23 protein-coding genes are annotated in these 24,703 nt (G+C 68.3%); 18 read left to right on the plus strand and 5 right to left on the minus strand.

Going from position 1 to position 24,703, the window contains the following annotated elements; genetic code table 11:
* Positions 1-165: 165 nt before the first annotated feature.
* A complete protein-coding gene (locus tag ACFYVR_RS07365; protein ID WP_387471226.1) occupies positions 166-1,092 on the minus strand; it encodes an enoyl-CoA hydratase in 927 nt (308 codons plus the stop codon).
* Positions 1,093-1,110: 18 nt separating this feature from the next.
* Complete coding sequence (locus tag ACFYVR_RS07370) at positions 1,111-2,157, minus strand: phosphotransferase family protein (protein WP_387471228.1); 1,047 nt, start codon at positions 2,155-2,157, stop codon at positions 1,111-1,113.
* 229 nt (positions 2,158-2,386) lie between these two features.
* Between ACFYVR_RS07370 and ACFYVR_RS07375 the strand changes: the two genes are divergently transcribed.
* From ACFYVR_RS07375 to ACFYVR_RS07390, 4 genes are read left to right on the plus strand one after another with little or no spacing between them, the layout of a single operon-like run.
* Entirely contained in the window at positions 2,387-3,877 is a 1,491-nt protein-coding gene (locus ACFYVR_RS07375) for an AMP-binding protein (protein ID WP_387471230.1), read from the plus strand.
* Between the two features lie 29 nt (positions 3,878-3,906).
* Positions 3,907-4,989 (plus strand): NADP-dependent oxidoreductase, encoded by a 1,083-nt coding sequence (locus tag ACFYVR_RS07380; protein WP_387471232.1) that lies wholly within the window; start codon positions 3,907-3,909, stop codon positions 4,987-4,989.
* Positions 4,986-5,750, plus strand: coding sequence for an SDR family NAD(P)-dependent oxidoreductase (locus tag ACFYVR_RS07385; RefSeq protein ID WP_387471234.1), 765 nt, complete (start codon positions 4,986-4,988; stop codon positions 5,748-5,750). Before ACFYVR_RS07380 ends, ACFYVR_RS07385 begins: the two co-directional genes overlap by 4 nt.
* A 45-nt stretch (positions 5,751-5,795) precedes the next feature.
* Complete coding sequence (locus ACFYVR_RS07390; protein ID WP_387471236.1) at positions 5,796-7,085, plus strand: acyl-CoA dehydrogenase family protein; 1,290 nt, start codon at positions 5,796-5,798, stop codon at positions 7,083-7,085.
* A 131-nt stretch (positions 7,086-7,216) separates the two neighbouring features.
* Here the strand turns inward: ACFYVR_RS07390 and ACFYVR_RS07395 are convergent, their stop codons facing one another.
* Together ACFYVR_RS07395 and ACFYVR_RS07400 are read right to left on the minus strand one after the other, a co-directional pair.
* On the minus strand, positions 7,217-8,404 hold the full coding sequence (locus tag ACFYVR_RS07395) for a hypothetical protein (protein ID WP_387471998.1): 1,188 nt from the start codon (positions 8,402-8,404) through the stop codon (positions 7,217-7,219).
* A 2-nt stretch (positions 8,405-8,406) separates the two neighbouring features.
* On the minus strand, positions 8,407-8,832 hold the full coding sequence (locus tag ACFYVR_RS07400) for a Zn-ribbon domain-containing OB-fold protein (protein ID WP_387471238.1): 426 nt from the start codon (positions 8,830-8,832) through the stop codon (positions 8,407-8,409).
* A gap of 361 nt (positions 8,833-9,193) precedes the next feature.
* On the opposite strand from ACFYVR_RS07400, the gene ACFYVR_RS07405 reads away from it, so the two are divergent.
* The 14 genes from ACFYVR_RS07405 to ACFYVR_RS07470 all read left to right on the plus strand — a co-directional run bounded on the left by ACFYVR_RS07405 (position 9,194) and on the right by ACFYVR_RS07470 (position 23,631).
* Positions 9,194-10,219 carry an ABC transporter substrate-binding protein gene (locus tag ACFYVR_RS07405; RefSeq protein ID WP_387471240.1) on the plus strand — a complete coding sequence of 342 codons (1,026 nt, stop codon included), beginning with the start codon at positions 9,194-9,196 and terminating at the stop codon, positions 10,217-10,219.
* Between the two features lie 126 nt (positions 10,220-10,345).
* Positions 10,346-11,236: an ABC transporter ATP-binding protein gene (locus ACFYVR_RS07410; protein WP_387471242.1), complete on the plus strand. Its 891-nt coding sequence runs from the start codon at positions 10,346-10,348 to the stop codon at positions 11,234-11,236.
* 47 nt (positions 11,237-11,283) lie between these two features.
* Positions 11,284-12,144, plus strand: a complete 861-nt coding sequence (locus ACFYVR_RS07415) for an ABC transporter permease (protein WP_387471244.1) — start codon at positions 11,284-11,286, stop codon at positions 12,142-12,144.
* A 174-nt stretch (positions 12,145-12,318) separates the two neighbouring features.
* On the plus strand, positions 12,319-13,350 hold the full coding sequence (locus ACFYVR_RS07420; protein ID WP_387471246.1) for an ABC transporter substrate-binding protein: 1,032 nt from the start codon (positions 12,319-12,321) through the stop codon (positions 13,348-13,350).
* A 325-nt stretch (positions 13,351-13,675) separates the two neighbouring features.
* Positions 13,676-14,884 carry a CaiB/BaiF CoA transferase family protein gene (locus tag ACFYVR_RS07425; protein ID WP_387471248.1) on the plus strand — a complete coding sequence of 403 codons (1,209 nt, stop codon included), beginning with the start codon at positions 13,676-13,678 and terminating at the stop codon, positions 14,882-14,884.
* Between the two features lie 134 nt (positions 14,885-15,018).
* Positions 15,019-15,168 carry a hypothetical protein gene (locus tag ACFYVR_RS07430; protein ID WP_387471250.1) on the plus strand — a complete coding sequence of 50 codons (150 nt, stop codon included), beginning with the start codon at positions 15,019-15,021 and terminating at the stop codon, positions 15,166-15,168.
* Between the two features lie 48 nt (positions 15,169-15,216).
* Complete coding sequence (locus ACFYVR_RS07435) at positions 15,217-15,357, plus strand: hypothetical protein (protein ID WP_387471252.1); 141 nt, start codon at positions 15,217-15,219, stop codon at positions 15,355-15,357.
* 85 nt (positions 15,358-15,442) lie between these two features.
* Entirely contained in the window at positions 15,443-17,806 is a 2,364-nt protein-coding gene (locus tag ACFYVR_RS07440; RefSeq protein WP_387471254.1) for a CaiB/BaiF CoA transferase family protein, read from the plus strand.
* Positions 17,807-17,810: 4 nt separating this feature from the next.
* Positions 17,811-19,070, plus strand: coding sequence for an acyl-CoA dehydrogenase family protein (locus ACFYVR_RS07445; protein WP_387471256.1), 1,260 nt, complete (start codon positions 17,811-17,813; stop codon positions 19,068-19,070).
* 43 nt (positions 19,071-19,113) lie between these two features.
* Complete coding sequence (locus ACFYVR_RS07450; RefSeq protein WP_387471258.1) at positions 19,114-20,217, plus strand: acyl-CoA dehydrogenase family protein; 1,104 nt, start codon at positions 19,114-19,116, stop codon at positions 20,215-20,217.
* 84 nt (positions 20,218-20,301) lie between these two features.
* Positions 20,302-21,087 (plus strand): SDR family NAD(P)-dependent oxidoreductase, encoded by a 786-nt coding sequence (locus ACFYVR_RS07455; RefSeq protein ID WP_387471260.1) that lies wholly within the window; start codon positions 20,302-20,304, stop codon positions 21,085-21,087.
* 13 nt (positions 21,088-21,100) lie between these two features.
* Positions 21,101-21,985 (plus strand): DUF6282 family protein, encoded by an 885-nt coding sequence (locus tag ACFYVR_RS07460; protein WP_387471262.1) that lies wholly within the window; start codon positions 21,101-21,103, stop codon positions 21,983-21,985.
* 32 nt (positions 21,986-22,017) lie between these two features.
* Positions 22,018-22,857: a mycofactocin-coupled SDR family oxidoreductase gene (locus tag ACFYVR_RS07465; RefSeq protein ID WP_387471264.1), complete on the plus strand. Its 840-nt coding sequence runs from the start codon at positions 22,018-22,020 to the stop codon at positions 22,855-22,857.
* Positions 22,858-22,869: 12 nt separating this feature from the next.
* Entirely contained in the window at positions 22,870-23,631 is a 762-nt protein-coding gene (locus tag ACFYVR_RS07470; RefSeq protein ID WP_387471266.1) for an SDR family NAD(P)-dependent oxidoreductase, read from the plus strand.
* A 141-nt stretch (positions 23,632-23,772) separates the two neighbouring features.
* Here ACFYVR_RS07470 and ACFYVR_RS07475 read toward each other — a convergent pair whose 3' ends face one another.
* A complete protein-coding gene (locus tag ACFYVR_RS07475; protein ID WP_387471268.1) occupies positions 23,773-24,564 on the minus strand; it encodes an SDR family NAD(P)-dependent oxidoreductase in 792 nt (263 codons plus the stop codon).
* Positions 24,565-24,703: the final 139 nt, after the last annotated feature.

The raw sequence follows: 24,703 nt of genomic DNA on the forward strand, positions 1-24,703 counted from the left end.
CGCTGCCCCTCGGACAACGAACTTCGTGCATCCATGACACCACTCCCCGGAAGTCGGAACCGAATTTCGCAGTCCAACTTCCGGGGACCAGTTCAGCGAAGGCCACTTTCAGCCGGGAAACGGGGCGGGGATCAGCCGGGAAACGGGGCGGGGATCAGGCGGGGATCAGGGTCGGTACGGGTCTACCCGCTGCACGGGGGGTGCGGTCTTCCAGTCGGGGAGGCCCAGTTCCGGGGTACCGACGGGGGACTTGCCGCCGGACAGGTGCGTCCACTGCGCGTGGTTCAGCTGGTGGATGGTGAAGCACGCGTCGAGTGCGGTGCTGAACCCCATTGCGTCCTGGCTCTGGTTCACCGACTCCTTCACGAGCAGCGCCGCCATGGTGGGGACCTGCGCGATCCGGCGGGCGAACTCGAGGGTCCGGTCGCCCAGCTCGTCGGCCGGGAAGATCTTGCTGACCATGCCGAGCGCGCGGGCGTCCTCGGCGTCGAGGCAGTCGCCGGTCAGCAACAGTTCCTTGGCCTTGCGGGGCCCGAATTCCCAGGGGTGGCCGAAGTACTCGACGCCGCACATGCCGAGACGGGTCGCGACGACGTCGGCGAACTGGGTGCCCTCCGCCGCCACGATGAGGTCGCACGCCCATGTCAGCATCAGCGCCGCAGAGAAGACGTTGCCGTGCACCTGGGCGATGGTGATCTTGCGGAGATTGCGCCAGCGGCGGGTGTTCTCGTAGAAGTAGTGCCACTCCTGGTGCAGCCGGGACTCGACGAGGTCGTGGGTGGCGCCGGTGCAGGTGAACGACCAGTGCTGGTCCGGTCCGGGGGTGCGCTCCGCCTGGTAGTCGGAGCTGCCGAGGTCGTGGCCGGAGGAGAAGACGGGTCCGTCGCCGGCGAGAATCACCACGTGCACGGTGTCGTCCGCTTCGGCGCGGAGGAAGGCCTCGGTGAGTTCGACCAGCAGGCCCCGGTTCTGGGCGTTGCGATACTTCGGACGGTTCAACACGATTCGGGCGATGGTCCCGTCGTCGTGGGTTTCGTAACGCAGGTACTTGTAGGTGACGGCGGTGGTGGGATCCGCTGCGACTGTGGTCATCGGGAGTGTCCTTTCGGGTCAAACGATCGAGGTCGACGTCTGGACGAGTACGAGGGCCTGGTCGAGGAGGGACTGCGAGACGCCGTGGAAGCGCTGCCCCAGCGCGGCGTCCGCCTTGCCCGCACACGCCCGCGCATGCGTGCCCTCGAGGATGATGGCGAGCCGGTAGCAGGCGAGGACCTGGTACCAGTCGAAGTCGGTCATGTCCCGGCCGGCGGCGCGACCGTAGTGCGCGATCAGCTCGGCGCGCGACGGCAGCCCGTCCAGGTGTCGGGCGAGACCGACGGTGCGGGACTCGTTGCGGTTCGGCCAGGTTGCCAGCAGATGGCCGAGGTCGAGGAGGGGATCGCCCACGGTGCCGAGCTCCCAGTCCACGACTGCGGACACGGACGGCCGGTCGCGGTGGAACATGACGTTTCCGAAGTGGTAGTCGCCGTGGATGATTCCCTTGCGCCACTGCGCCGGGCGGTGGGCATCGAGCCAGGTCCCGATCTCGTCGATGCCGTCGAGTTCGGGGCCCGGCCAGCCGTCCTGCTCGTGGTACGAGTCGAGTTGCCGTCGCCACCGGCCGACCTGCCGGTCGATCCAGTCGTCGGCCCGCGCCAGGGCGGTGTCGCCGAGGACGGACGGGTCGACGCGGCTCAGCGCCGCGGCGGCGTCGACCATGGACAGCCCCATCGCGTGCTGCAGTTCGGGGGAGGAGGCGTGCGGCTCGGGGACCTCGGTGGTGGCGGTGAATCCGTCGACCGCCTCCATGACGAAGAAGGTGCACCCCATGACGTCCTGGTCCTCGCACGAGGCGACGAGCCGCGGGTGCGGGACGTCGCTGCCCGCGAGTGCTGCGAGCATCCGCGCCTCACGCCGCATCGTTTCGTCGCTGTTGCTGCGCTTGTGCAGTGGTGGCCGGCGGAACACGTAGTCGGCGCCGGCGCGGGAGAACCTGACCAGGATGTTCTGGGTTCCCCCGGTCAGGGTGACCACGTCGGTGAGGGGGCCGGTGCCGATACCCTGTCGGTCCAGCCATGACGTCAGTGCGGCGACGTCCACCGGGTCCCGATCGTTCATCGGATTCACCTCGTGTCTTCCTTGGGCCTCGGCCCTGCGCTGCGGTCGCGGAGTGATCTGGGGCACTCACTCATCGCACCATACACATTCCTTGCAACCATTGTCATGATTCTCTTCACATTCAGGCGCATAGTTGTTATGGTTTGGGCGTACGGACCCGAGCATCGGCTCCGAGTCCCGCGCTTCGCGTGCACGACAACACATCCAAGCGTTCTCACCAGGTGGTGCAATGGGTATCGAAATGGTTCTGGACATGGCCGCCTCGGTCAATCCGGACAGGCTCGCCGTGGGCCCCCGCGGCGCGGGTACGACCTATGGGCAGCTCAGCGACATCGCGGCCGGCGGCGCGACGGTGCTGGCGCAGCACGGTGCCGCCCACCTGGTGTTCGTCGGTGTGAACGGCCCGGTGCTCCCGGTGCTCACGTTCGCCGCTGCCCGCGCCGGAGTGCCGCTCGCACCCCTGAACTATCGGCTCGCCACCGACCAGTTGCGTGTTCTGGTCGCCCAGCTCGACCGGCCGCTGATCGTCGCCGATCCGGCCTACCGGGACAAGCTCGTCGGGGCTGCGGACACCGTGCTCACCAGTGAGGAGTTCCTCGACCTCGCGCGGGCCGCCGAGCCGACCGACCCGACCGCGGTGCCGGACGACGCCACCGCGATCGTGCTGTTCACCAGTGGCACCACCTCCGCCCCGAAGGGTGTACTGCTGCGCCACCAGCACTTGCTGTCGTACTTGCTCAACACCGTCGAGTTCGCTTCTGCCGCAGAGGAACACGCGACGCTTGTCAGCACGCCGCCGTATCACGTCGCGGGGATGGGGGCCGTGCTGAGCAACGTCTACGCCGGGCGGCGGATGGTGCACCTGCCCGACTTCACCCCGCAGGGCTGGCTCGACCTCGTCCGGGGCGAGGGCGTCACCAGCGCCATGGTCGTGCCGACGATGCTCGCCCGTGTCGTCGAGCACCTCGACGGCGCCCCGGCGGACACGCCCGCGCTGACCTCGTTGGCCTACGGCGGCGCCCGGATGCCGCAGCCCGTGCTCGAGCGTGCCCTCGCGGCCTTCCCCGACACCGGATTCGTCAACGCGTACGGCCTGACCGAGACCAGTTCCACCATCGCGGTTCTCGGGCCCGAGGAACACCGCGAGGCGCTGGCCGACCCGGCCCTGCGCGGGCGTCTGGCCTCGGTCGGGCGCATCGTGCCCGGCATGCAGGCCCAGATCCGGGACGAGGGCGGCACCGTCCTGGGCGACGGTGAGACCGGTCTGCTGTGGGTACGGGGCGCCCAGGTCAGCGGGGAGTACATGGGCAAGGGGTCGGCGCTCGACGCCGAAGGCTGGTTCCCGACCCGCGACCGCGCGCGCATCGACGACGGCTACCTCTACATCGGTGGCCGCGCCGACGACACCATCATCCGCGGCGGGGAGAACATCGCCCCCGCGGAGATCGAGGACGTGCTGGTGCACCACGACGACGTCCGTGAGGTCGCCGTCATCGGCGTTCCCGACGACGAGTGGGGCGAGCGGATCTGCGCCGTGATCGTGCCGACCCGCACCGACCACGCCGACGAGCGGACCGTCCGCGCCTGGTGCCGCGACCGGCTACGCGGCTCGCGGACCCCCGACGAGGTCGTCTTCGTCGACGAGCTGCCGAAGACCGCCACCGGCAAGCTGGTCCGCCGCGACCTCCTCGCGCAGATCACCACGCCGTCCGCACGCTGAGGCGAACGCCGGGCAAGGAAGGCGCACAAGTGGATTCAGCCGAAACCGTGACCAGTCGCGAATGGCTGCTGCGGTCCCGACCGACCGGCCGGCCCGTGGACTCGGACGTGGAACTGACCCGCCGGGTCGTACCCGCGCCGTCGGCGGGTGAGGTCCTGGTCGCCAACGCCGTGATGTCCGTGGAGCCGTACATGCGGGGACGGATGGGCGGCGAGGCCACCTACGCGGAACCCTATCCCGTCGATCAGCCCATGCGGGCACCGGCGGTCGGCCGCGTCACCGCGTCGAACGACGACTCGGTTCCGGTGGGGTCGCTGGTCCTGCACGACTTCGGGTGGCGCGAGCACGCGGTCGTGCCTGCGGCCCAGTGCCGGATTCTCGCGCACGACGATCTCGCTCCGGCCGTCCATCTCGGGGTGCTCGGCATCCCCGGGATGACGGCGTGGATCGGAATCGACCGGATCGCGCAGGTGGTGCCCGGCGACGTGGTGTTCGTGTCGTCGGCGGCCGGCGCGGTCGGGTCGACCGCGGTCCAGCTCGCCAAGCTCCGGGGTGCGCGAGTGATCGCGAGTGCCGGGTCGCCTGAGAAGGTGACGCTGGCACGCGACCTCGGCGCCGACGCCGCGTTCGACTACCACGACGGCCCGGTGTCGAGGCTGCTGCGCGGCGCCCTCGCGGAACTGGACGAGCCGGGCATCGACGTGTACTTCGACAACGTCGGCGGCGACCACCTCGAGGCGGCCGTCCGGATGATCAACGACAGGGCGCGAATCGCGCTGTGCGGCATGATCAGCATCTACAACTCGTCGACGCCGCAGCCGGGTCCGAGCAACCTGATCAAGCTGATCTGGCGGCGTGCGAGGATGGAGGGCTTCCTCCTGCGCGATCACCAGGGCGCCCGCGAGGCGTTCGAAGCCGACATGGCGGACTGGATCCGCTCCGGCCGGGTCCGTCCGGTGCACACGGAGTTCGCCGGAGGAGTCGAGGGCGCGTGGGACGCCTTCCTCGGCATGCTGGACGGGCGCGCGACCGGAAAGGCCGTCGTCCCGATCGGCGGCGACAGTGGTACACGTGGCGGGACGTTCCTGCCCGACAAGGAGGTTCGACGATGACGGATGCAGCACTGCCCCTCGAGGGCAAGGTCGCCCTGGTCACCGGTGGCAGCCGGGGTCTGGGGCGGGAGATGGTGCTCGCGTTCGCCCAGGCGGGTGCGGACACGATCATCGTCAGCCGCAAGATCGACAGCTGCGAGAAGCTGGCGGCGGAGGTGTCCGAGCGGACCGGGCGGCGCGCACTGCCCGTCGCCTGCCACGTCGGGGACTGGAACGCACAGGAGGCGTTGGTCGCCCGCGCCTACGAGGAGTTCGGCAAGGTCGACGTCCTCGTCAACAACGCCGGCATGTCGCCGCTGTACGCGAACCTGGAAGAGATCTCGGAGGCGTTGTTCGACAAGGTCTTCGATGTCAACCTCAAGGGCGCGTTCCGCCTGACCACGCTGATCGCTCCCCGGATGGCCGCGGCCGGCGGCGGTTCGATCGTCAACATCAGTTCGATCGCGTCGGAGCGTCCCACCCCGGACGACCTGCCGTACGCGGCGGCGAAGGCCGGACTGAACATCCTGACGAAGGGCTTCGCGCAGGCGTACGGTCCGAACGTCCGGATCAACGCGATCATGGCCGGGCCGTTCCTCACCGACATCAGCAAGGCCTGGGACATGGACGTCGTCGCCGACAAGATGAAGGCGCTGCCGCTCGGTCGTGCTGGCAACCCCGACGAGATCGTCGGCGCCGCCCTCTACCTCGCGGGCCCCGGTTCGAGCTACACCTCCGGTGCGATCCTCCCGGTCGACGGCGGCCGCACCGCGATGCGCTGACACGTCCCTTCGGGACCCGAGACTTTTCGAGAAAGGAACCAGGACATGAGCTGGGGATTCGAGACGGACCCCGAGTACCGGAAGGTGCTCGACTGGGCCGACGAGTTCGTCACCAACGAGGTCGAGCCGATCGATCAGGTCATCACCCACGCATGGGACCTGAAGGATCCGCTGCGGCAGAAGCTGATCCCGCCGCTGCAGGACAAGGTCCGGGAGAAGGGACTGTGGGCGACGCACCTCGGTCCCGAACTCGGCGGCCAGGGCTACGGGCAGCTCAAGCTCGCGCTGCTCAACGAGATCGTCGGGCGGACGCACTCCGGTCCGATCGTCTTCGGTGCGCAGGCACCGGACTCGGGTAACACCGAGATCCTCGCGCACTACGGCACCCCGGAGCTCAAGGAGCGGTACCTCGAACCGCTCATCGCGAACAGGATCGTCTCCTGCTACGCGATGACCGAGCCGCAGGGCGGGTCCAACCCCGTCGAGTTCGAGACCACCGCCGTCCTCGACGGTGACGAGTGGGTCATCAACGGCGAGAAGTGGTTCGGATCGAACGCGCGGTTCGCGTCGTTCTTCATCGTCATGGCCGTCACCGACCCGGAGGCGGAGCCGCACCGCAGGCTGTCGCAGTTCATCGTGCCCGCCGAGACCCCCGGTCTCGAGATCGTCCGCAACACCGGCGTCTGGGGCCACGACTACGAGGTCGGCACCCACGCGTACACGCGGTGGACCGACGTGCGGATCCCCAAGGACCACATCCTCGGTGGCGTGGGCCAGGGTTTCGAGGTCGCGCAGACGCGACTCGGCGGTGGCCGGATCCACCACGCGATGCGGACGGTCGGGCTCGTGAAGCGGTCGCTCGACATGATGCTCGAGCGTGCCGTCTCGCGGACCACCCGCGGCAGCAGGCTCGGTGACAAGCAGCTGGTGCAGGAGATGATCGCCGACTCGTGGCTGCAGCTCGAGCAGTTCCGGCTGCTGGTGCTGCGCACCGCGTGGCGCATCGACCAGGAGAACGACTACCGCAAGGTGATCAAGGACATCGCGGCGGTGAAGGCGGCGATGCCGAAGGTTCTCCTCGACGTGACGTCGCGCGCGGTGCAGCTGCACGGTTCGCTGGGCGTGTCCAAGGAACTGCCCCTGGGCAAGTGGCTGTTCGAGGCCTATCACATGGGTCTGGCGGACGGCGCCACCGAGATCCACAAGATCGGCCTGGCACGTCAGCTGCTGCGCGACGCGACCCCGCACGACGGCCTGTTCCCGAGCTACCACCTGCCCGCACTGGAGGAGCAGGCGCGAGCCAAGTTCGCGCTCGAGCTCGGCGCGGAGGCCTGAGCCGCGCCCGGCACCCCCCTTACCGGCTGAAGGCCGCCTTCATGCGCGTGACGCGCATGAAGGCGGCCTTCAGCCGTCAGGTGCGGCCTCTGGTCCCACCAGCCGGGAGTGGGGGCGGGGTGGTGGTGCGGTCAGTGGTCGCGGCTGATGACGAACGCGGTCGAGCCGGCGAGGCCGTTGGACACCGTGACCACGGCGCGGGAGGCGCCCGACACCTGTCGGTCGCCCGCGCGGTCGGTCACCTGGTAGGCCGCCTCGGTCAGCTGGGTCATGCCGTGCAGGCGTCCCTCGGCGAGGCACCCGCCCCCGGTGTTGAGCGGCAGCGACCCGGTGAGCCGGGCGCTGCCCTCGTCGATGAACGCCGCGGCCTCACCGCGTCTGACGAAGCCGAGACCCTCGAGCCAGGTGTAGGTGAAGATCGAGAAGCCGTCGTACAGCTGGGCCACGTCGACGTCCGCGCGATCGATTCCCGCTGCGGCCCAGAGCCGTTCGCCGATGCACGCCGCGCCGTCGAGGATGCCCTCCAGTGTCATCGGGGCGCCGGTGGCACCCACGTGATTGCCGGCGGCGTAGCCGCTGACCAGCGCCGGCGGATTGCGCAGGTCGCGTGCGCGTTCGGTGCGCGTGAGCACGATCGCCGCCGCCCCGTCGACCGGCAGATCGCAGTCGAGCATGGTGATCGGGTCCGCGATCATGCGGGAGGCCAGGTACTCCTGCTTGGTCAGCGTCTTGCCCCGGAAGAAGGCGTTCGGGTTCCGGTGTGCGTTCTCCCGGTTGTCGACGACGAAGTTGGCCAGCGATTCGCGGGTCGTCCCGGCGAGATCGAGGTAACGGCGGGCGACGGTCGCCGCCCATCCAGCGGGCATCGAGAACCCGTAGGGCGCGAAGAACTGGTCCTTGCCCGCGGCGTGGGTGGCCGTGAAGTTCGAGTACCGGCCGACGGGCATGTGCAGCGCCCGGTAGAGCACGACGTGCGAGCAGGCACCGGCGACGAGCGCGTTGATCGCGTCGATCGCGGCGTGGGTCACCATCGGGGTGGTGTTGCCGAGCCAGGTGATGCGATCGCGAATCCCCAATGCCTGCGCCAGAAATCCCGGAGTGACGACGTCGATGCCGTCCTGGTTGCCCTTCTCCCCGCCGTACACGGGCATGGTCGGGGTGGTGGCCAGGCCGTCCACGTCCGATCTGCTCAGTCCGGCGTCGGCCAGGGCGGCGTCGGTGGCCTCGACGGTCAGATCGGCGAGTGAGCGCGGATTGCGGCGAATCAGCTCGGTGTAGCCGATGCCGGCGATCGCCACCCGATCACGGAACTCCCACATGGTCACGCGCTCCTCGGCCGGAACTGGGGCACCACCGTGTCGGGTGCCAACTCCTCGAAAGCCACTTTCAACGGCATGCCGATGTGCAGGTCGGCGGCGTCGGCGTCGAGCAGGTTCGCCGTGACCAGTAGCCCGGGCTGCTCGACGAGCTCGCCGATGGCCACGAGATAGGGGAGCGAGTCGGCGAATCCCGGGCCGGGCGAATCGTGCATCGCCGTGTACGAGTACAGCGTCGCGTCGCCGGAGACCTCACGCCACTCCAGGTCGGTACCGGTGCAGGTCGGACAGTGTGTGGCGGGCAGATGCACATAGCGTGCACAGGCCCGGCAGTACTGGAGGGACAGGCGCCCGCGGCGGGCCGATTCCCAGTACGGCGCGGTCGTGTCGTCGGCGAGGGGGCGTGGTTTGACCGGCATCGACGCACTCATGCGAGCTCCTGGGGGTCGTCTTCACCTTGGCGCGAATTGCAGATAATGGTATTCATCTATTGCTATTCTGTGGCGCAGATCTCCCGCCCGTCAAGTCTGCGAGACTCCTCGCTGCCGGCGCTCCCGCGTGTCGAATCGGACATCTTGACGGCCTGTAAATTCAGGTGCATGATTAGCACGGTACGAAGTGGCCTACGTCACGCCGGCACGGTGGAGTCGGGCCTCCCTTCGAGGTTCGGCCCTCATGTCGGAACGGCGTCAAGTTGTCTGCGGTGCACCTTGACTCGCCTCAATTCATGTCTATGATTAACCGCATATCGCCATGGCGCGTGACTCGCGTCACATTTACTCGGAGGATGAAATGCGTGCTCGGTGGATCCACATCTCAGGTGCTGCGCTCCTCGCGGCATCGTTGGTGGCCTGCGGGAGCGACGGTGGCGCGACGGGCGACACCACGGACGGCTCGCTCGCCCCGATCAAGGTGTCGGTGACCCCGGGAACGATCTGGGGTATTCCGATCGCGGTCGCCGAGGCCCAGGGGTACTTCGAGCAGGCCGGTGTCGACGCGACGGTGTCGCCGTCGCCGTCCGGGATGGGCCACAACCAGCTGCTGGCCAGCGGTGTCGAGGACTTCGGTCCCTCCTCGCCGAGTCAGGCGCTGGCCGCGATCCAACAGGGTCAGGACGCTGTGATCTCTTGTGGTGGAAACCATTACACGCCCACCGCGATCATCGCTCCGGCCGGAAGTTCGCTGCCGACCGCGGCGAACGGCGCCAGCAGCGAGGACGTCCTGAAGTCCCTGAAGGGCAAGACGCTGGGCATGCCGGCAGCTGCCGGTACCGGCACCTCGAACCTGATGGTGCACACACTGGCCGGCGTCGGGCTGAACGAGGGCGATTACACGCTGGTCAACATCGGCTCCGGCACGACCGCTCAGGCGGCACTGGTCTCCAAGCAGGTGGACGCGGCCATGGCGGCGACGCCGACCGCCGAAACCGCGGTCGGCAACGGTGACGCGGTGGAGTTGACGTACCTCTCCGACGACGTCCCCAACTACCAGATGATCGGCGCCGTCTGGCAGAGCCGGAAGTCCTGGGTCGAGCAGAACCCGAAGGCGACCGCCGGCTTCTGCGCGGCGATGGAGAAGGCGTACGCCTTCCTCCAGGATCCGGCCAACGCCGACGCCGTCGACAAGTTCATCCTCGACGCGGTCGGTGCCAACACCGCACCGAGTGCGGTCGCGCAGATCCGGGAGAATTTCTCGGTGATGACCGCGGACATCCCGGAGGACGAGATGCAGAAGACCATCGACGGCCTCACCGACATCGGGGTGCTCGCCGCCGATCCCGCGGTGACCTATGAGCAGTCAGTTCTCGTGAGCAGGTAGCGAGACAATCAGATTCGCGGTTGTCATCGACGGCAATCGCCAATCGAACTCCCAGACAACGAGTTGCGTGCTTTTGTTTCGCCTGGGCGAGTCGGAAGCGGCACCACGACGTGGATCGAGATCGAGATGGCAAACGCACAGATCATCAGCAAGGACCTCCCGGCTACTGCTGAAGCGGGGCAGGGGAAGTCCGACGCAGACCCCATCCTCAGCTTCGAGCACATCTCCCAGGTGTACGGGGGAACGGGTGGGACCGACAGGTTCGTCGCCCTGGACGACGTTAGCTTCGAGGTGCCCGCCGGTCAGTTCATCGCGATCGTCGGAGCCAGCGGTTGCGGCAAGACGACGCTGCTGAACATGGCGGCCGGCCTGGCCGAGCCGACCGGTGGCACCGTGTTGCTCTCGGGCAAGACGCCGAAGTCCCCCAACTACGACCTCGGCTACATGTTCGCCCGAGATTCCCTGTTGCCGTGGCGGAGTGCTCGCAAGAACGTGGCGCTCCCGCTCGAGGCGCGCGGGGTGCCTGCGGCGAAGCGCAAGGCGAGGGCCGACGAGATGCTGGCACTCGTCGGGCTCGCGGGCAAGGAGAAGCAGTTCCCCTCCCAGCTCTCGCAGGGTATGCGCCAGCGGGTGGCCATCGCGCGGACGATGGCCTCCGATCCGAGCACGCTGCTGATGGACGAGCCGTTCGCGGCACTCGACGCGCGTACCCGGCTGCACATGCAGGGCGAGTTCCTCAAGATCTGGGAGAACGACGTCGACGAGAACGGCAGGACCCGGCGCACGGTCTTCCTCGTCACCCACGATCTGCAGGAGGCGACGGTGCTCGCGGACCGCGTGATCGTGATGCTGCCCAGCCCGGGCCGGATCGCCACCGACATGCTGATCGACCTGCCTCGACCGCGCGCGCACCTGATCGACGAAATCATCTTCACCGAGCGCTTCCGAGAACTGCAGCACGAGCTGTTCACCCAGCTCGAGGGTGCCGTTTCGCACGGCGCATCCCGCACGGACTAGACGACCTCCATGCTGGGCCCCGCCGGCAACACAGATCGGACAAACGCATGACTACTCAACTTGAATCCAAGGTGATCAAGGTGCCCGCAACCACCGACGCGCCGACTCCGGTCGCCGCCTCCGCCGCGAAGACGAAGCGATCCCTCGTTCCGTCGGGCCGAACCGTGACGGTGCTGGCGACGCAGATCGTCATCATCGTGGCGTTCCTCGTGCTGTGGGAGATCGGCGCGAACAAGGGTTGGGTCAATCCGCTGTTCGTGAGCCAGCCGTCGGCGGTCTGGGACGCGCTGACCGACTACATCACCTCGGCGCAGATGAGGTCCTCACTGGCGGCCACCCTGACCGCGGTGGTGCAGTCGTTCGTGATCGGCTCGATCTCCGGCATCTTCGTCGGCTGCCTGATCGGCACCAACGAGTTCCTGGACCGGGTGTTCAGTCCGTTCCTGGTTCCGCTCAACGCGGTTCCCCGAATTGCCCTGGCGCCCTTGTTCGTCGCCTGGTTCGGGTTGACCGGCACCTCGAAGGTCGTGATGGGTGTCTCCATCGTGTTCTTCCTGCTCGTCGAGAACTCGCGCTCGGCGGTCAAGGGCGTGGACCGGGACCAGATGACGATGGCCAAGGTGGTCGGTCTGAACAAGCGCCAGCTGATGACGAAGGTGATCCTGCCGTCCGCGGTGCCGACCATCTTCGCCGGACTTCGCCTCGCGATCACCTACGCCATCCTCGGCGTGATCGCGAGCGAGATGATCGCCGCGAAGAACGGGCTCGGCCAGGACATCGTTCGATACAGCAGTGAGTTCCAGATCAACTACGTGTTCGCGGTGCTCATCGTGCTCGCGGCCATCGCCACCTTCGCCAGTGTCGGTTCCAGCAAGCTCGAACGACGACTGTTGCGCTGGCAGGACTGATCCGACGCTCGCGTCAGGGCCCCGGGGTCCGGTTCCGAACGGAACCGCACCCCGGGGCCCTTCCGTATTCTGATCGAATTACTATGTGCCTCTTGATTATTCAATATCCATGAATATGATTCAGATCATACCGTGGCGTCGTTAGTCGTCGGGTTCACAACATGGAGGTTGACCATGCGTTCAGGCCTTGTTCGGGTGTCGGGTGCTCTGCTGCTCGGGTTCTCGCTCGTCGCGTGCAGTTCGGGCGGCGATTCGGCGGAATCGGGGGACGCCGCGGCCGCGAAGGTGAACGTCTCGATCACGCCGGGCGGAATCTGGGGTATCCCGGTCGCCGTCGCCGAACAGGAGGGCTACTTCGAGGATGCCGGTCTCGAGGTCACGGTCAGTCCGGCACCGTCCGGCATGGGACACAACCAGCTGCTGGCCAGCGGCGTGGAGGACTACGGGCCGTCCTCTCCGAGTCAGGCGTTCGCGGCGGTGCAGCAAGGGCAGGATGCCGTGACCTCTTGTGGCGGTTCGGGTCCCGTGCCCACAGCGATCATCGCGCCGAGCGGCTCGACCCTGCCCTCGACCGCGAAGGGAGCGAGCTCGGCGGACGTGCTGAAGGCGTTGCGCGGCAAGACGCTCGGCATGCCGGCCGCGGCCGGCACCGGTACGTCCAACCTGATGGTCCAGACGCTGGCGTCGTTCGGGCTCGGCGAGGGTGACTACACGCTGGTCAACATCGGGTCCGGCAGCACTGCTCAGGCGGCGCTGCTCGCCGGCCAGGTCGACGCGGCGATGGCGGTCACGCCGACGTCGGAAACCATTGTGGCCAAGGGGAATGCGGTCAAGCTTGCCGACCTGGCCGAGGACCTGCCCAACTACCAGCTGCTCGGCGCGGTCTGGCAGAGCCGGAAGTCGTGGGTGGAGGCCAACCCCGAGACGGCGGCGCAGTTCTGCGGCGCGATGGAGAAGGCGTATGCGTTCATGAACGACCCCGCGAACGCCGAGGAGGTCGACAAGCTGATCGTCGACGCGGTCGGACCGGACACCCCGGCCGACGCGGTGACGACCATCCGGAAGAACTTCGCGGTGCTCGACGCGGCTGTCGACCAGGCCGACTTCGACCGCACGGTCGCGGCGTTGACCTCCGTGGGCGTGCTGGCGCCGCAGCCGCCGGTGACCTACGACGCCGCGGTGATGATCGAGCAGCCGGCGTCCTGACCGGCGGCCGAGACGGCCGGGCGTCCGGTGCTGGACGGAGTGTGGGCACCCCGCTCCGGCGCCGGACGTCGCGGGCCGTCGAGGCGGTTGACCTGGCCCGACGGTAATTAGTGATAATAAATCTCAGCATAGTATTGACACGCTCGATTCGGGGACGCAATACTTCGATCACGGCACCGCTCGCGCACTCGACGAGGCGGTCGCCACGCCGCGACGACGACCCGGGGTGGAACCCCGATCGGTGGCTTTCTCGAGCACTCGATCATCGGCGGTGGACTGTGGACTCGGCGAAGAGAACGCCGCATGCGGACGGAGGGCGCCTGACATGGACACGAATTCCGAATCGGCCGAGACGGGCCTGCCTCTCGCGGGAATCACGGTGGTGAGCCTCGAGCATGCGGTGGCGGCGCCCATCGCGAGCCGGCACCTCGCCGACCTCGGCGCCCGGGTGATCAAGGTCGAACGGATCGGTGAGGGCGACTTCGCCCGGAACTACGACACCGCCGTGTACGGACTGGCGTCGCACTTCGTCTGGCTCAACCGGGGCAAGGAGTCGATCTGCGTCGATCTCAAGGCATCCGAGGGGCTCGCCGCGGTGAAGGCGCTCGTGGCCGAGGCGGACGTGTTCATCCAGAACTCCGCGCCCGGTGCGGCCGAGCGCCTCGGGCTCGGCGCCGACGACCTGCGGGCGGACCATCCGGAACTGGTCGCGGTCAACATGTCCGGGTACGGGACGTCCGGGCCCTTCGTGGACCGCAAGGCCTACGACATGCTGGTGCAGGCCGAGACCGGACTGATCTCGATCACGGGTACCCCGGAGACGGCCACCAAGACCGGGATCCCGACGTCCGACATCGCCGCGGGAATGTATGCGCTGACCGCGATCCAGGCGGCCCTGTTCCGCCGGGAGCGCACCGGTGTCGGCGCGGTCGTCGACATCGCGATGTTCGACGCCACCGTCGAGTGGCTCGGGCATCCGATGTACATGCAGATGTACCAGGACGTGCAGATCAAGCGGATGGGCCTGTCGCACGCGTCGATTGCGCCGTACGACGCCTATCCGACCCGAGACGGGCAGATCCTGATCGGCGTGCAGAACGACCGCGGCTGGCGCACTCTCGTCACCGAGGTGTTCGAGCGCCCGGACCTCGCGGACCATCCGCGGTTCGCGACCAACGTCCTGCGGGTGGTGAACCGGGCCGAGGTGGACCGGCTGGTCGGGGAACTCACGTCGACGTTCGCGACGGGCGAGCTCGACGACCGTCTCGCCAAGGCCGGTGTTCCGGCCGCGCAGCTCGGCAACATGAACGACCTGATCACGCATCCGCAGCTCGAGGCCCGCGACCGCTGGCGCGAGGTGCAGACCGAGGCGGGCCCGATCCGTGCCGTGCTGCCGCCGATGACGTTCCGGGACGTCGAGATGCGGATGGGTCCGGTGCCCGCGCTTGGGGAGCAGACCGACGTGGTGCTCGCCGAGCTCGGGCTCACCGCGGAGCAGGTCGCGGGGCTGCGCACGGCCGGCATCGTCCAGTAGCCGACGGCGCGGTTGCTCCGCGCGAAGCCTTGCCACAATCCATGAATATGATTATAGTGAACTAGGTAACGTTCGTAGGGTCCGGCGCGAGTGACGCCTTCCGGCCCGGCGTACTCCGAGACGAAGGAGCGGACATGTCCGAGACCACCACCGGCACCGAGGCGACCGCCGGAAGCCGCATGCGCTGCAACACCTGTGGTTCCGAAGCGATCGTCACGAAGGCGGGCGGATCCGCGCTGACCTGCTGCGGCGTGGCCCTCGAGGTCACCTTCGCCGGCAGCTGACCGCGCGGCAGATCCAGGCACCCGCCACCACACCGAAGAGGAATTGACATGAACGAGACCGGCAAGCGCTACGAGTGCGGCACGTGCGACACTCAGATCATCTGCGTCAAGAAGGGCGAGGGCAGCTTCTCCTGCCACGGAGCGCCGATGCAACCGGTCACCGCCAAGCCGCTGCCGTCGTCCGACTAGGTCGGCGGAGAAACCACCGAAAACCACTGCGCCGCAGGATCGTCGACGACGACGCGGCCGTTCGCGCAACAGAAGGAGAGCTCAGATGGCCGGTCCACTCGACGGACTCGTCGTGATCGATGCGAGCTGGGGGATGCCGGCAGCCATCTCGACGATGATGCTCGCCGACTACGGTGCCCGCGTCGTCAAGCTCGAACGTCCCGGCGGCGCAATCGACGCCGGAACCGCGGTGCGCAAGTCCACCGACCGCGGAAAGTGGAGCGTCGAGGCCGACCTCCACACCCCGGAGGGCCGGGCGATCGCCGAGCAGCTCCTCGCCGGCGCGGACGTCTTCGTCGAATCCTTCGGCGTCGGCAGGGCGGACGCGCTCGGACTCGGATACGACCGGTTGCACGAGCTGTTCCCCGAACTCGTGTACTGCTCGGTCACCGGGTACGGGAACGACGGACCGCTCGCCTCGCGTCCCGGGTACGAGGCACTCCTCAACGCCCGACTCGGGCAGATGGCCGAGCAGCGCGGCCACCGCGACGGTCCGATCTTCATGGGGCACCCGACGGTCTCGTACGGCACCGCGTTCATCACCACGATCGGCATCCTCGCGGCCCTGCGGGCGCGGAAGGTCAACGGCACCGGCCAGAAGGTCGACACCTCCCTGCTCGACGGCATGCTCGCCATCTCGTCGATGAACTGGTGGTGGAACGAGAAGGACATCTCGTACCTTGCCCGCAGCGGAACCCAGACCGGGTTCGGCAACAAGCGGCTGATCACCGATCCGTTCCAGTGCGCGGACGGCAAGTGGCTCATCCCGCACACCGGCGGACCGGGTTCGTACAAGCGGATGATGGACCTGCTCGGATTCGGCGACCGGACCCAGACCGTCGACGGACCCGAGATGGCCGTACCCCTGAACGAGGTCGAACTCGACATCGCGCGCAACCAGGTGCCGGAGGCGTTCCGCTCCCGAACCCGCGACGAATGGCTCGAGCTGTTCCACGCCGCGGACATCGCCGCTCTCCCGGTTCTGCACCCCGAGGAGACCTTCGAGGACGACCAGGTGAAGTTCGCCGAGATCGCCATCGAACTCGAGGACGCGGACCACGGCACCCTCCGCCAGATCGGACCCGTGATCCGGTTCGAGAAGTCGACGCCGGCCGTGCCCGCTCCCGCGCCCGTCGCCGGCGCCCACAACGATCGCATCGACGAGATCGGCCGTAGCGTGACATGGGCACCCGCACCGACGGGAGAGACCGTCGAGGCGCCCCTGCAGGGTGTGCGGATCCTCGACTTCAGTTCCTACTTCGCAACGGGTTTCGCGGCACGGCTGCTGTCCGACCTCGGCGCCGACGTTGTCAAGATCGAGCCCCTCGTCGGCGACCAGATGCGTCCCCTGGGCGACCTCTTCGAGGGCGCGAACCGGGGCAAGCGCAACATCGCCCTCGACATGCGCACCCCCGAGGGGCAGGAGATCGCCCACCGCCTCGTCGCCGAGGCCGACGTGGTGATGCAGAACTACCGGCCGGGCAAGGCCGAGAAGATCGGGCTCGGCTACGAACAGCTGAAGGTGATCAACCCGGATCTGATCTACGCGTACCTGCCCGGCTTCGGCTCGGCCGGACCGAAGTCGACGCTGAAGTCGTTCGCGCCGTTGGTGTCCGGTCTGGTCGGCCTGAACTTCGAGGGCGCCGGACGCGGCAACGCTCCGATCCGCCGGGTCATCGGCAACGAGGACCTCTACAACGGCTTCCTCGGCGCCGTCACCGTGCTGCTGGCGCTGCACCACCGGCTCAACACCGGTGCGGCGCAGTACGTCGAGAGCCCGCAGCTGCACTCGAGCCTGTTCGTGATCAGCGAGCACTCGGCAACCCTCGACGGCACCGCGGTGCCTGCGCACCAACTCGATTCGGAGCAGATGGGGCTGTCCCCGTTGTACCGCCTGTACCGCACCGCCGACGGCTGGGTCGCCATCGCGGTGTTCGGTGACGCGGCCTTCGCCCGGCTGACGGCAGCGCTCGGCCTGACCGACCTGGGCGCCGACGAGCGTTTAGCGACGAGCGCCGCCCGCTCCGCGAACGCGGACGCGCTGGCCGAGCTGCTCGCCGCCCGGTTCGCCGAACTCGGCAGCGCCGAGGCCTTCAAACTGCTCGACGACGACAACGTCCCCGTGGAAATCCCGCTGGACTACCCGATCATGCCGGAACTGCTGTGGGAGGAGTGGGCGCTCGAGTCGCAACGTGTCGTCGAGCACCACCATCCCGAGTACGGCTGGTCGCGCGAGGTCGGCATGGTCATCCACCTCTCCGACACCCCGGGCCGGTTCAAGGGCGGCAGCCCGCGACTCGGTCAGCACTCGGCCGAGATTCTCGGCGGGCTCGGCTACACCGCCGACGAGGTCGCCGAACTGATGGCGACCGTGTGCAAGCTGCCCACGGTCGCGGCAAAGGAATCGTAGAACCATGGACATCACATATCCCGCGGAAGCGGAGGCGTACCGCACCCGGATCCGCTCCCTGCTCGAGTCCGCGCTGCCGGACGGCTGGCGCGGTATCGGTGCCCTTCCTGCCGCCGAACAGGAAGAGTTCCTGAAGAGCTGGCGAAAGGTGCTCTCCGACAACGATCTGCTCGCGGTGTCGTGGCCGAAGGAGTTCGGCGGCGGCGGACTGTCGAGCATCGAGCAGGTCGTCCTCAACGAGGAGCTCATGAGGCTCGGGGTCCCCGACGGCACCGAGAACGACACACTCGGCATCAAGCTGCTCGGCAACACCCTGACGGTGCTCGGCACGGACGAGCAGAAGGAGTACTTCCTGCCCCGGATGCTCTCCGGTGAGCACGTGTGGTGCCAGGGCTACTCGGAACCCGAGGCCGGCTCCGACCTGGCAGGCATGCGGACCCGCGCCGTTCTCGACGGTGACGAATGGGTGATCAACGGCCAGAAGACGTGGACGTCGCAGGGGCACAACGCCAACTGGATCTTCGTCATCGCCCGCACGGATCCCACGGTCGCCAAGCACAAGGGCCTGTCCTTCCTGCTCGTCCCGATGGATCAGCCGGGTGTCGAGGTCCGGCCGATCCTCAACGCAGCCGGCTACGTGGCGTTCACCGAGGTGTTCTTCACGGACGCACGGACTCCCAGGTCCCACGTCGTCGGTGGCGTGGGCGGCGGTTGGAACACCGCCAACGTGCTGCTCGGGTTCGAGCGCGGCGTCCGGGCCACCACCGATGCGGTCCGTTTCGGCCGCGAGGTGGACAGGCTGATCGAGCTGGCGCGGGAACGCGGACTGACCGACGACCCGCGTATCCGAGCGGAGTTGGCGTGGTGCTGGTCGAAGGTACAGGTCATGCGGTTCCGCGGTTACCGGGCGCTGACCACGTTGCTCAACGGCGGGTCCTACGGGGTCGACGGCTCGTTCTCCAAGGTGATCTGGAGTGAGTTCTTCCAGCGAATCACCGAGATCGGCATGGAGATCCTCGGCCTCGAGGCGCTGACCCCCACCGGCGGTGGCAACGACGGCATCCTCGTGACGCCGAGCCCGGGAGCGGACAACTCCTCCCGCTGCTGGACCGAGACGGCGCTGTACGCACGCGCGGCCACCATCTACGGCGGCAGCTCCCAGATCCAACGCAACATCATCGGTGAGCAACTGCTCGGACTGCCGAAGGAACCCCGCCTCGACGGCGGCCCGTTCCAGGACATCGGGCGTCGGAAGATCGCCTGACCCTTCGCTTTTCGCCGCACTCGCGGCAGAACGGACAACTACCGTGTACTTCGCATACGACGAGGATCAGGAGGAGTTCCGGGCCTCGCTGCGCCGGCTCCTGACCGAACGTGCCCCGATCGCCCGCGTCCGTGAGGTCGCCGAGAACGGCACGCACGACGCCGACACGTGGCGGCTGCTGAGCTCGAACATGGGAGTGCCCGGGCTGCACGTCGCCGAGGAGTTCGGCGGTGGGGGATTCAGCTTCCTCGAAACCGCGATCGTCGCGCAGGAACTCGGACGCGCGCTGACACCCGTCCCCATGATCACCACGACCGGCGCCATCGAGGCCGTCCTGCGGCTCGCCGACGCCGAACAGAAGGGCCGGCTGCTGCCGAACCTGCTCGACGGCAGCACGATCGGCTCCCTCGCAGTGAGCGGACCCGACGACCTCGCAGTGGACACGGCGACGGTCCGCGCGAGTGGCGATCCGGCAGCGCCCACCCTCGCCGGCACCCTCGACTACGTCCCGTTCGGGCACGTGGCCGATCTGCTGGTGGTCCCGGCTCTCGTACCCGGCGGGGACGACGTGGCCCTCTACGTCGTCGATGCCCACACAGCCGGCGTCGTCGCTCGCGGCCAGGCGTCGCTGGACCTCACTCGCCCCCTGGCGACCGTCGAACTCGCCGACGTCCCCGCCCAGCTCCTGGGGGCGGATCGCGCCGCGATCGAGCGCGTGATCAACGTCGTGCGAACGTTGCTCGCGAACGAGGCCCTCGGCGCGTCCGAGGCCGCGCTCGAGATGGCGGTGGACTACGCGAAGCAGCGCGTGCAGTTCAACCGGCCGATCGGATCGTTCCAGGCGGTCAAGCACAAGTGCGCCGACATGGCCATCGCGATCGACTCGGCACAGGCCACCGTCATGTACGCCTCGATGTGCGCCGACGAGGACAACGACGAGTTCCCGCAGATCGCCGTGATGGCGAAGTCGCAGGGCTCGGACTGTCTGACACAGTGTGCGGCACAGAACATCCAGGTTCACGGCGGTATCGGATTCACCTGGGAGGCCGATCCGCATCTGTACTTCCGCCGGGCCAAGGCGATCGAGCCGATCTTCGGGAACAGTGCGCACCACACCGGACTGCTCGCCGACCTGGTGGGTATCTGACCCGGTCCCGTCCCTTGCCGTGGACCCTGTCACCCGCGCACGCCGAGACGGAGCGGAGATCGACAACATGAACGGAGAGAACGGATGACGAGGACCCTGCGCAGGCTCGAGAACGAGGTCGCGCTGGTGACCGGTGGCGGGTCCGGTATCGGCGCCGCCGCCGCGATCCGCCTCGCGGCGGAAGGTGCGGCGGTGGTCCTGGTCGACGTCCACACCGACGCCGCCGCGGCCACGGCTCGCACGATCGAGGATGCCGGCGGGACGGCACGATCCTTCGGTGCGGACGTCCGGGATCCGGACGCCTTGCGAGAGATCGCCGACCATGTCGTCGCCGATCTCGGCGAGATCGGCATCGTCTTCACCGCGGCGGGCGTCAGCGGTGCGCGCCTCGACAGTCACGAGGTGACGCCCGACGACTGGCACGGCGTACTCGACATCAATCTGAACGGAACGTTCTACACCGTCCAGGCGGTGTTGCCGTCGATGCTGCGCCGCGGGGGAGGGTCGGTCGTCACGTGCGGGTCGACGTCGTCCTTCGTGGCGACCCAGGGCGGCCTCGCGCCGTACCGCGCGTCGAAGGGCGGGGTGAAGATGCTGACCCAGACACTCGCCGTCGAGTACGCGCCGAAGGGCATCCGGGTCAACAGCGTCTGCCCGGGAGCGGTCCGGACGAATCTGTCCGCGAACACCGCCGCGATCGTGCCGACGACCGGCACCGTGCGGAATCCGTCCAAGCCGCTGCCCGTTCCGCTGGGGCGCTACGCGGAACCGGAGGAGATCGCGTCCGTGGTCGCGTTCCTCGCGTCCTCGGATGCGTCGTACGTGACGGGGCAGGCGATTCTCGTCGACGGCGGGGTCACCGCCGAGTAGAGAGGGCAGTTCGATGACGCAACGCAATTCGGGAACGGTGGAGATCGCGCTCGACGGTGCGATCGACATGCACACTCACTTCGGTCCGGAGCACCTCGTCGAGAAGGTGGTCAAGGCCCCGCACAGCGTCGACCCGATCCGGGCGGCCCGCGAAGCGGCGGACCACGGCATGAAGGCCATCGTCCTCAAGGCCCACGAGTTTCCGTCCACGATCGCCGCGCACCTGGCGAATCAGGCGGTACCCGAGGTCACTTCGATCGCCGGGATCTGCCTCGACCACCCGGTCGGCGGGCTGAACCCGCACGCGGTCGAGTGCGCGCTGCGGGGCGGGGCGCAGGTGGTGTGGCTGCCCACCCTGTCCGCCCAGCCGGACGCACCGACGAAGGTCCGCACGTTCTTCGGGGTGGACGAGGGCATCCGGGTGACGGACGCCGACGGCGCCCTCCTGTCGGAGGTCCACCAGATCCTCGACCTGATCTCCGAGTACGACGCGGTCCTGGCGACCGGGCACGTCTCGACCGCCGAGCACTTCGCCGTCACCCGCGAGTACGGACGCCGCGGACGGGTGCTCGTCACCCACGCGCTGCACGCCACCACGGGCCCCCGGCTCACCGTGCAGGAGGTCGCCGAACTGGCGGAACTCGGCGCCTACGTCGAGTTCGCGGCACACACCTGCATGGGGGAGCCGTCCACCTTCGCCGCTGTCGTCGCCGCGCTGCGGCGCATCGGCCCCGAATGTTCGGTACTGGCCACGGATTACGGGTGGAGCACGACCATCCCGCATCCCGCGGCGGGACTCGGCACCTACGTGAACGCGCTGTGGGACGAGGGGATGGACGAGGCGGACCTGCGGGTGATGGCGTGTCGCAACCCCGCGGAACTGCTCGGTGTGAACTGATTCGAAACAGCGTCCAGAGGAAGGAATTCGGTATGACGAGGTCCGGAGGCAGGGTCGAGGGGAAGGTCGCCTTCATCACCGGTGCGGCGCGCGGACAGGGGCGGTCGCACGCGGTGCGGCTCGCCCGGGAGGGCGCCGACATCTACGCAACCGACGCGTGCGAGGACATCACGTCACTGACGTACGGCATGGCCACCGAGGAGGACCTCGCGGAGACCGCGCGGCTGGTCGCCGAGACCGGACGGCGCATCGTCACCCGCAAGGTCGACGTCCGGGACCAGGACGGCCTCGACGCGGCCGCCGCGGATGCCGTCGAGCAGTTCGGCAGTCTCGACATCGTCAGTGCGAACGCGGGCATCTGCGGGTGCCGTCCCACCATCGACCTCACCGAGGACGAGTGGCAGGACATGATCGACATCAACCTCACCGGCGTGTGGAAGACGACCAAGGCCACCATCCCGCAACTGCTCGCGACCGGTGGCGGCTCGATCGTGTTGACCAGTTCGGTGGTCACCTACAGCGGCTCGCGGAACGTCGCGCACTACAACGCATCCAAGCACGGCGTGATCGGTTTGATGCAGACGCTCGCCGCCGAGTTCGGCGGCCGGGGCATCCGGGTCAACGCGGTCCATCCCGGCAACGTCGGCACCGACATGCTCTTCAGCGAGTCCACCCTGCACGTCTTCTGCCCGGACCTGGAGAACCCGACGATCGACGACCTGCGTGAGCGTGCCCGCGGCCGCAACGTGATGGATCTCGCGTGGGTCGAACCCGAGGACATCACCAATGCGGTGCTCTGGCTGGCGTCCGAGGAGGCCCGGTACGTCACCGGTGTGTCCATTCCCGTCGACTGCGGCCTGCGCATCAGCTAGGAGGAGAATGTCATGACCACAGCACGCAACGAGGGACGCAGGGTCCTGATCACCGGTGGCGCGGGCGGTATCGGCGCGGCGGCGGCCCGTCGACTCGCCGCGGAGGGCGCCGCGGTCGGCGTCCTCGACCTCGACGGTGTCGCCGCCAAGGCGCTGGCGGACGAGATCGTGGCGGCCGGCGGTTCGGCGGTCGCCGTGACCGCCGATGTGTCCGAAGCGGATTCGGTCGACGCCGCGGTCCGCTGCGCGGCGGTCGAGCTCAGCGGACTCGACGGCCTCGTCACCTGCGCAGGCATCGCCCGGTCCGCCCTCGTCCACGAGATGACGCTCGAGGACTGGAACGCCGTCGTCGGCATCAACCTCACCGGATCCTTCCTCGCCGCGCGGGCCGCCCTGCCCCACCTGCTCGAGGCGCCGCGCTCGTCGGTCGTCACCATCGGCTCGGTCGCGTCGGTGGTGTCGGCGAACACCAACACCTGCGGCTACGACGCGTCCAAGGCCGGCGTGCTGGGACTGACACGCTCGATCGCGGTCGGGTACGCGGACCGCGGGGTTCGTGCGAACGCGTTGTGCCCCGGCGTCGTCGACACCCCGCTGGCTCGCAGGGCACGCGAATCCGGTGGCGTCACCAGTTCCGCGCTCGATCGGACGCCGCTGGGCCGCCGCGCCGAGGTCGAGGAGATGGCCGCGATCATCGCGTTCCTGATCTCGCACGAGTCCTCGTACATGACCGGCTCGACGGTCACCGCCGACGGCGGCCTGACCGCCCAGTAGCCCTCGCCGCCCGGGCTGAAGGCCCCCTTCGTGCGCATCAGGAGCATGAAGGGGGCCTTCAGCCGATGGGGGGCGGCGGGGAGGGGCAGGCGGGCAGGCGGGCGGGCGGGCGGCTGCCGGGCGGACCCGGGTGGGTCGCCGTCAGAAGGCGCTGCGGCCGCCGTCGACGGTGTAGACGCCGCCGGTCACCCAGTTGGCCTCGTCGCTCGCGAGGAAGAGTGCGATCGAGGCCAGGTCGTCGGGAGTTCCCAAGCGGCGCAGGGGGAACCGTGACGCGGCGTCGGCGTCGAGGGCGTCCTGGTCCGCGTCCGGTGCCGCGGCGCCACGGTCCACGCGGGACTGGTGGACCAGGGGGGTCGGAATGGTGCCCGGGCAGATCGCGTTGACGCGCACGTTGTCGGGTCCGTAGGTGACGGCCATCTGCTTGGTCATCGCGATCACGCCGCCCTTGGCCGCCGTGTACGGGAAGATGCCGGGCAGGCCGATCATGCCGCCCATGCTGGCCTGGTTGATGATCGACCCGGTCCGGCGCTCGATCATGTGCGGCAACGCGTACTTCGAGGTGAGCCACACGCCCTTGAGGTTGACCGCGATGACCTTGTCCCACTCCGCCTCGGTCGTGTCGGCGGCGTTGCCTGCGCCGTTGACGCCGGCGTTGGCGAACACGACGTCGAGTTGGCCGAACTCGGCGAGCGTCTCGGCGATCATGCGCTGCGAGTCGGCGTCCGAGGTGACATTCGCCGTCACCGGCAGGGCCCGTCCGTCCGCCGCGATGATCTCCGCGGAAACCGACTCTGCCGCAGCGAGATCGAGGTCGACCACCGCGACCGCCGCGCCCTCCGATCCGAAGCGGACGGCGGAGGCGCGACCGAGGCCGGACCCCGCGCCCGTGACGAGTGCGATCTTGCCTGCCAGACGTCCGGTGCTGCTCATGCGAGTGCCTTTCGAGGAGATGGATGCGTCGCAGTCCGGCCCGCGGGTGCGGTCGCCGGGACGCCATGAAAGCTAATGCTTATCATGATTGCCACTTTTTGCGCTGTGGTCAAGGGCCGGCCCGTTGCGGGACCGGTTG

It is taken from the genome of Rhodococcus sp. NPDC003318 (assembly GCF_042879035.1).
Lineage (GTDB): Bacteria > Actinomycetota > Actinomycetes > Mycobacteriales > Mycobacteriaceae > Rhodococcus_G.

Excerpts from the sequence above, each read along its gene's own strand:
- ACFYVR_RS07410 (WP_387471242.1), top strand. The coding sequence starts at position 10,346 with ATGGCAAACGCACAGATCATCAGCAAGGACCTCCCGGCTACTGCTGAA.
- ACFYVR_RS07405 (WP_387471240.1), top strand. The coding sequence starts at position 9,194 with ATGCGTGCTCGGTGGATCCACATCTCAGGTGCTGCGCTCCTCGCGGCA.
- ACFYVR_RS07395 (WP_387471998.1), bottom strand. The coding sequence starts at position 8,404 with ATGTGGGAGTTCCGTGATCGGGTGGCGATCGCCGGCATCGGCTACACC.
- ACFYVR_RS07475 (WP_387471268.1), bottom strand. The coding sequence starts at position 24,564 with ATGAGCAGCACCGGACGTCTGGCAGGCAAGATCGCACTCGTCACGGGC.
- ACFYVR_RS07420 (WP_387471246.1), top strand. The coding sequence starts at position 12,319 with ATGCGTTCAGGCCTTGTTCGGGTGTCGGGTGCTCTGCTGCTCGGGTTC.
- ACFYVR_RS07445 (WP_387471256.1), top strand. The coding sequence starts at position 17,811 with ATGGACATCACATATCCCGCGGAAGCGGAGGCGTACCGCACCCGGATC.
- ACFYVR_RS07385 (WP_387471234.1), top strand. The coding sequence starts at position 4,986 with ATGACGGATGCAGCACTGCCCCTCGAGGGCAAGGTCGCCCTGGTCACC.
- ACFYVR_RS07455 (WP_387471260.1), top strand. The coding sequence starts at position 20,302 with ATGACGAGGACCCTGCGCAGGCTCGAGAACGAGGTCGCGCTGGTGACC.
- ACFYVR_RS07470 (WP_387471266.1), top strand. The coding sequence starts at position 22,870 with ATGACCACAGCACGCAACGAGGGACGCAGGGTCCTGATCACCGGTGGC.
- ACFYVR_RS07415 (WP_387471244.1), top strand. The coding sequence starts at position 11,284 with ATGACTACTCAACTTGAATCCAAGGTGATCAAGGTGCCCGCAACCACC.
- ACFYVR_RS07460 (WP_387471262.1), top strand. The coding sequence starts at position 21,101 with ATGACGCAACGCAATTCGGGAACGGTGGAGATCGCGCTCGACGGTGCG.
- ACFYVR_RS07465 (WP_387471264.1), top strand. The coding sequence starts at position 22,018 with ATGACGAGGTCCGGAGGCAGGGTCGAGGGGAAGGTCGCCTTCATCACC.
- ACFYVR_RS07390 (WP_387471236.1), top strand. The coding sequence starts at position 5,796 with ATGAGCTGGGGATTCGAGACGGACCCCGAGTACCGGAAGGTGCTCGAC.
- ACFYVR_RS07430 (WP_387471250.1), top strand. The coding sequence starts at position 15,019 with ATGTCCGAGACCACCACCGGCACCGAGGCGACCGCCGGAAGCCGCATG.
- ACFYVR_RS07365 (WP_387471226.1), bottom strand. The coding sequence starts at position 1,092 with ATGACCACAGTCGCAGCGGATCCCACCACCGCCGTCACCTACAAGTAC.
- ACFYVR_RS07425 (WP_387471248.1), top strand. The coding sequence starts at position 13,676 with ATGGACACGAATTCCGAATCGGCCGAGACGGGCCTGCCTCTCGCGGGA.
- ACFYVR_RS07435 (WP_387471252.1), top strand. The coding sequence starts at position 15,217 with ATGAACGAGACCGGCAAGCGCTACGAGTGCGGCACGTGCGACACTCAG.
- ACFYVR_RS07400 (WP_387471238.1), bottom strand. The coding sequence starts at position 8,832 with ATGAGTGCGTCGATGCCGGTCAAACCACGCCCCCTCGCCGACGACACG.
- ACFYVR_RS07375 (WP_387471230.1), top strand. The coding sequence starts at position 2,387 with ATGGGTATCGAAATGGTTCTGGACATGGCCGCCTCGGTCAATCCGGAC.
- ACFYVR_RS07370 (WP_387471228.1), bottom strand. The coding sequence starts at position 2,157 with ATGAACGATCGGGACCCGGTGGACGTCGCCGCACTGACGTCATGGCTG.
- ACFYVR_RS07440 (WP_387471254.1), top strand. The coding sequence starts at position 15,443 with ATGGCCGGTCCACTCGACGGACTCGTCGTGATCGATGCGAGCTGGGGG.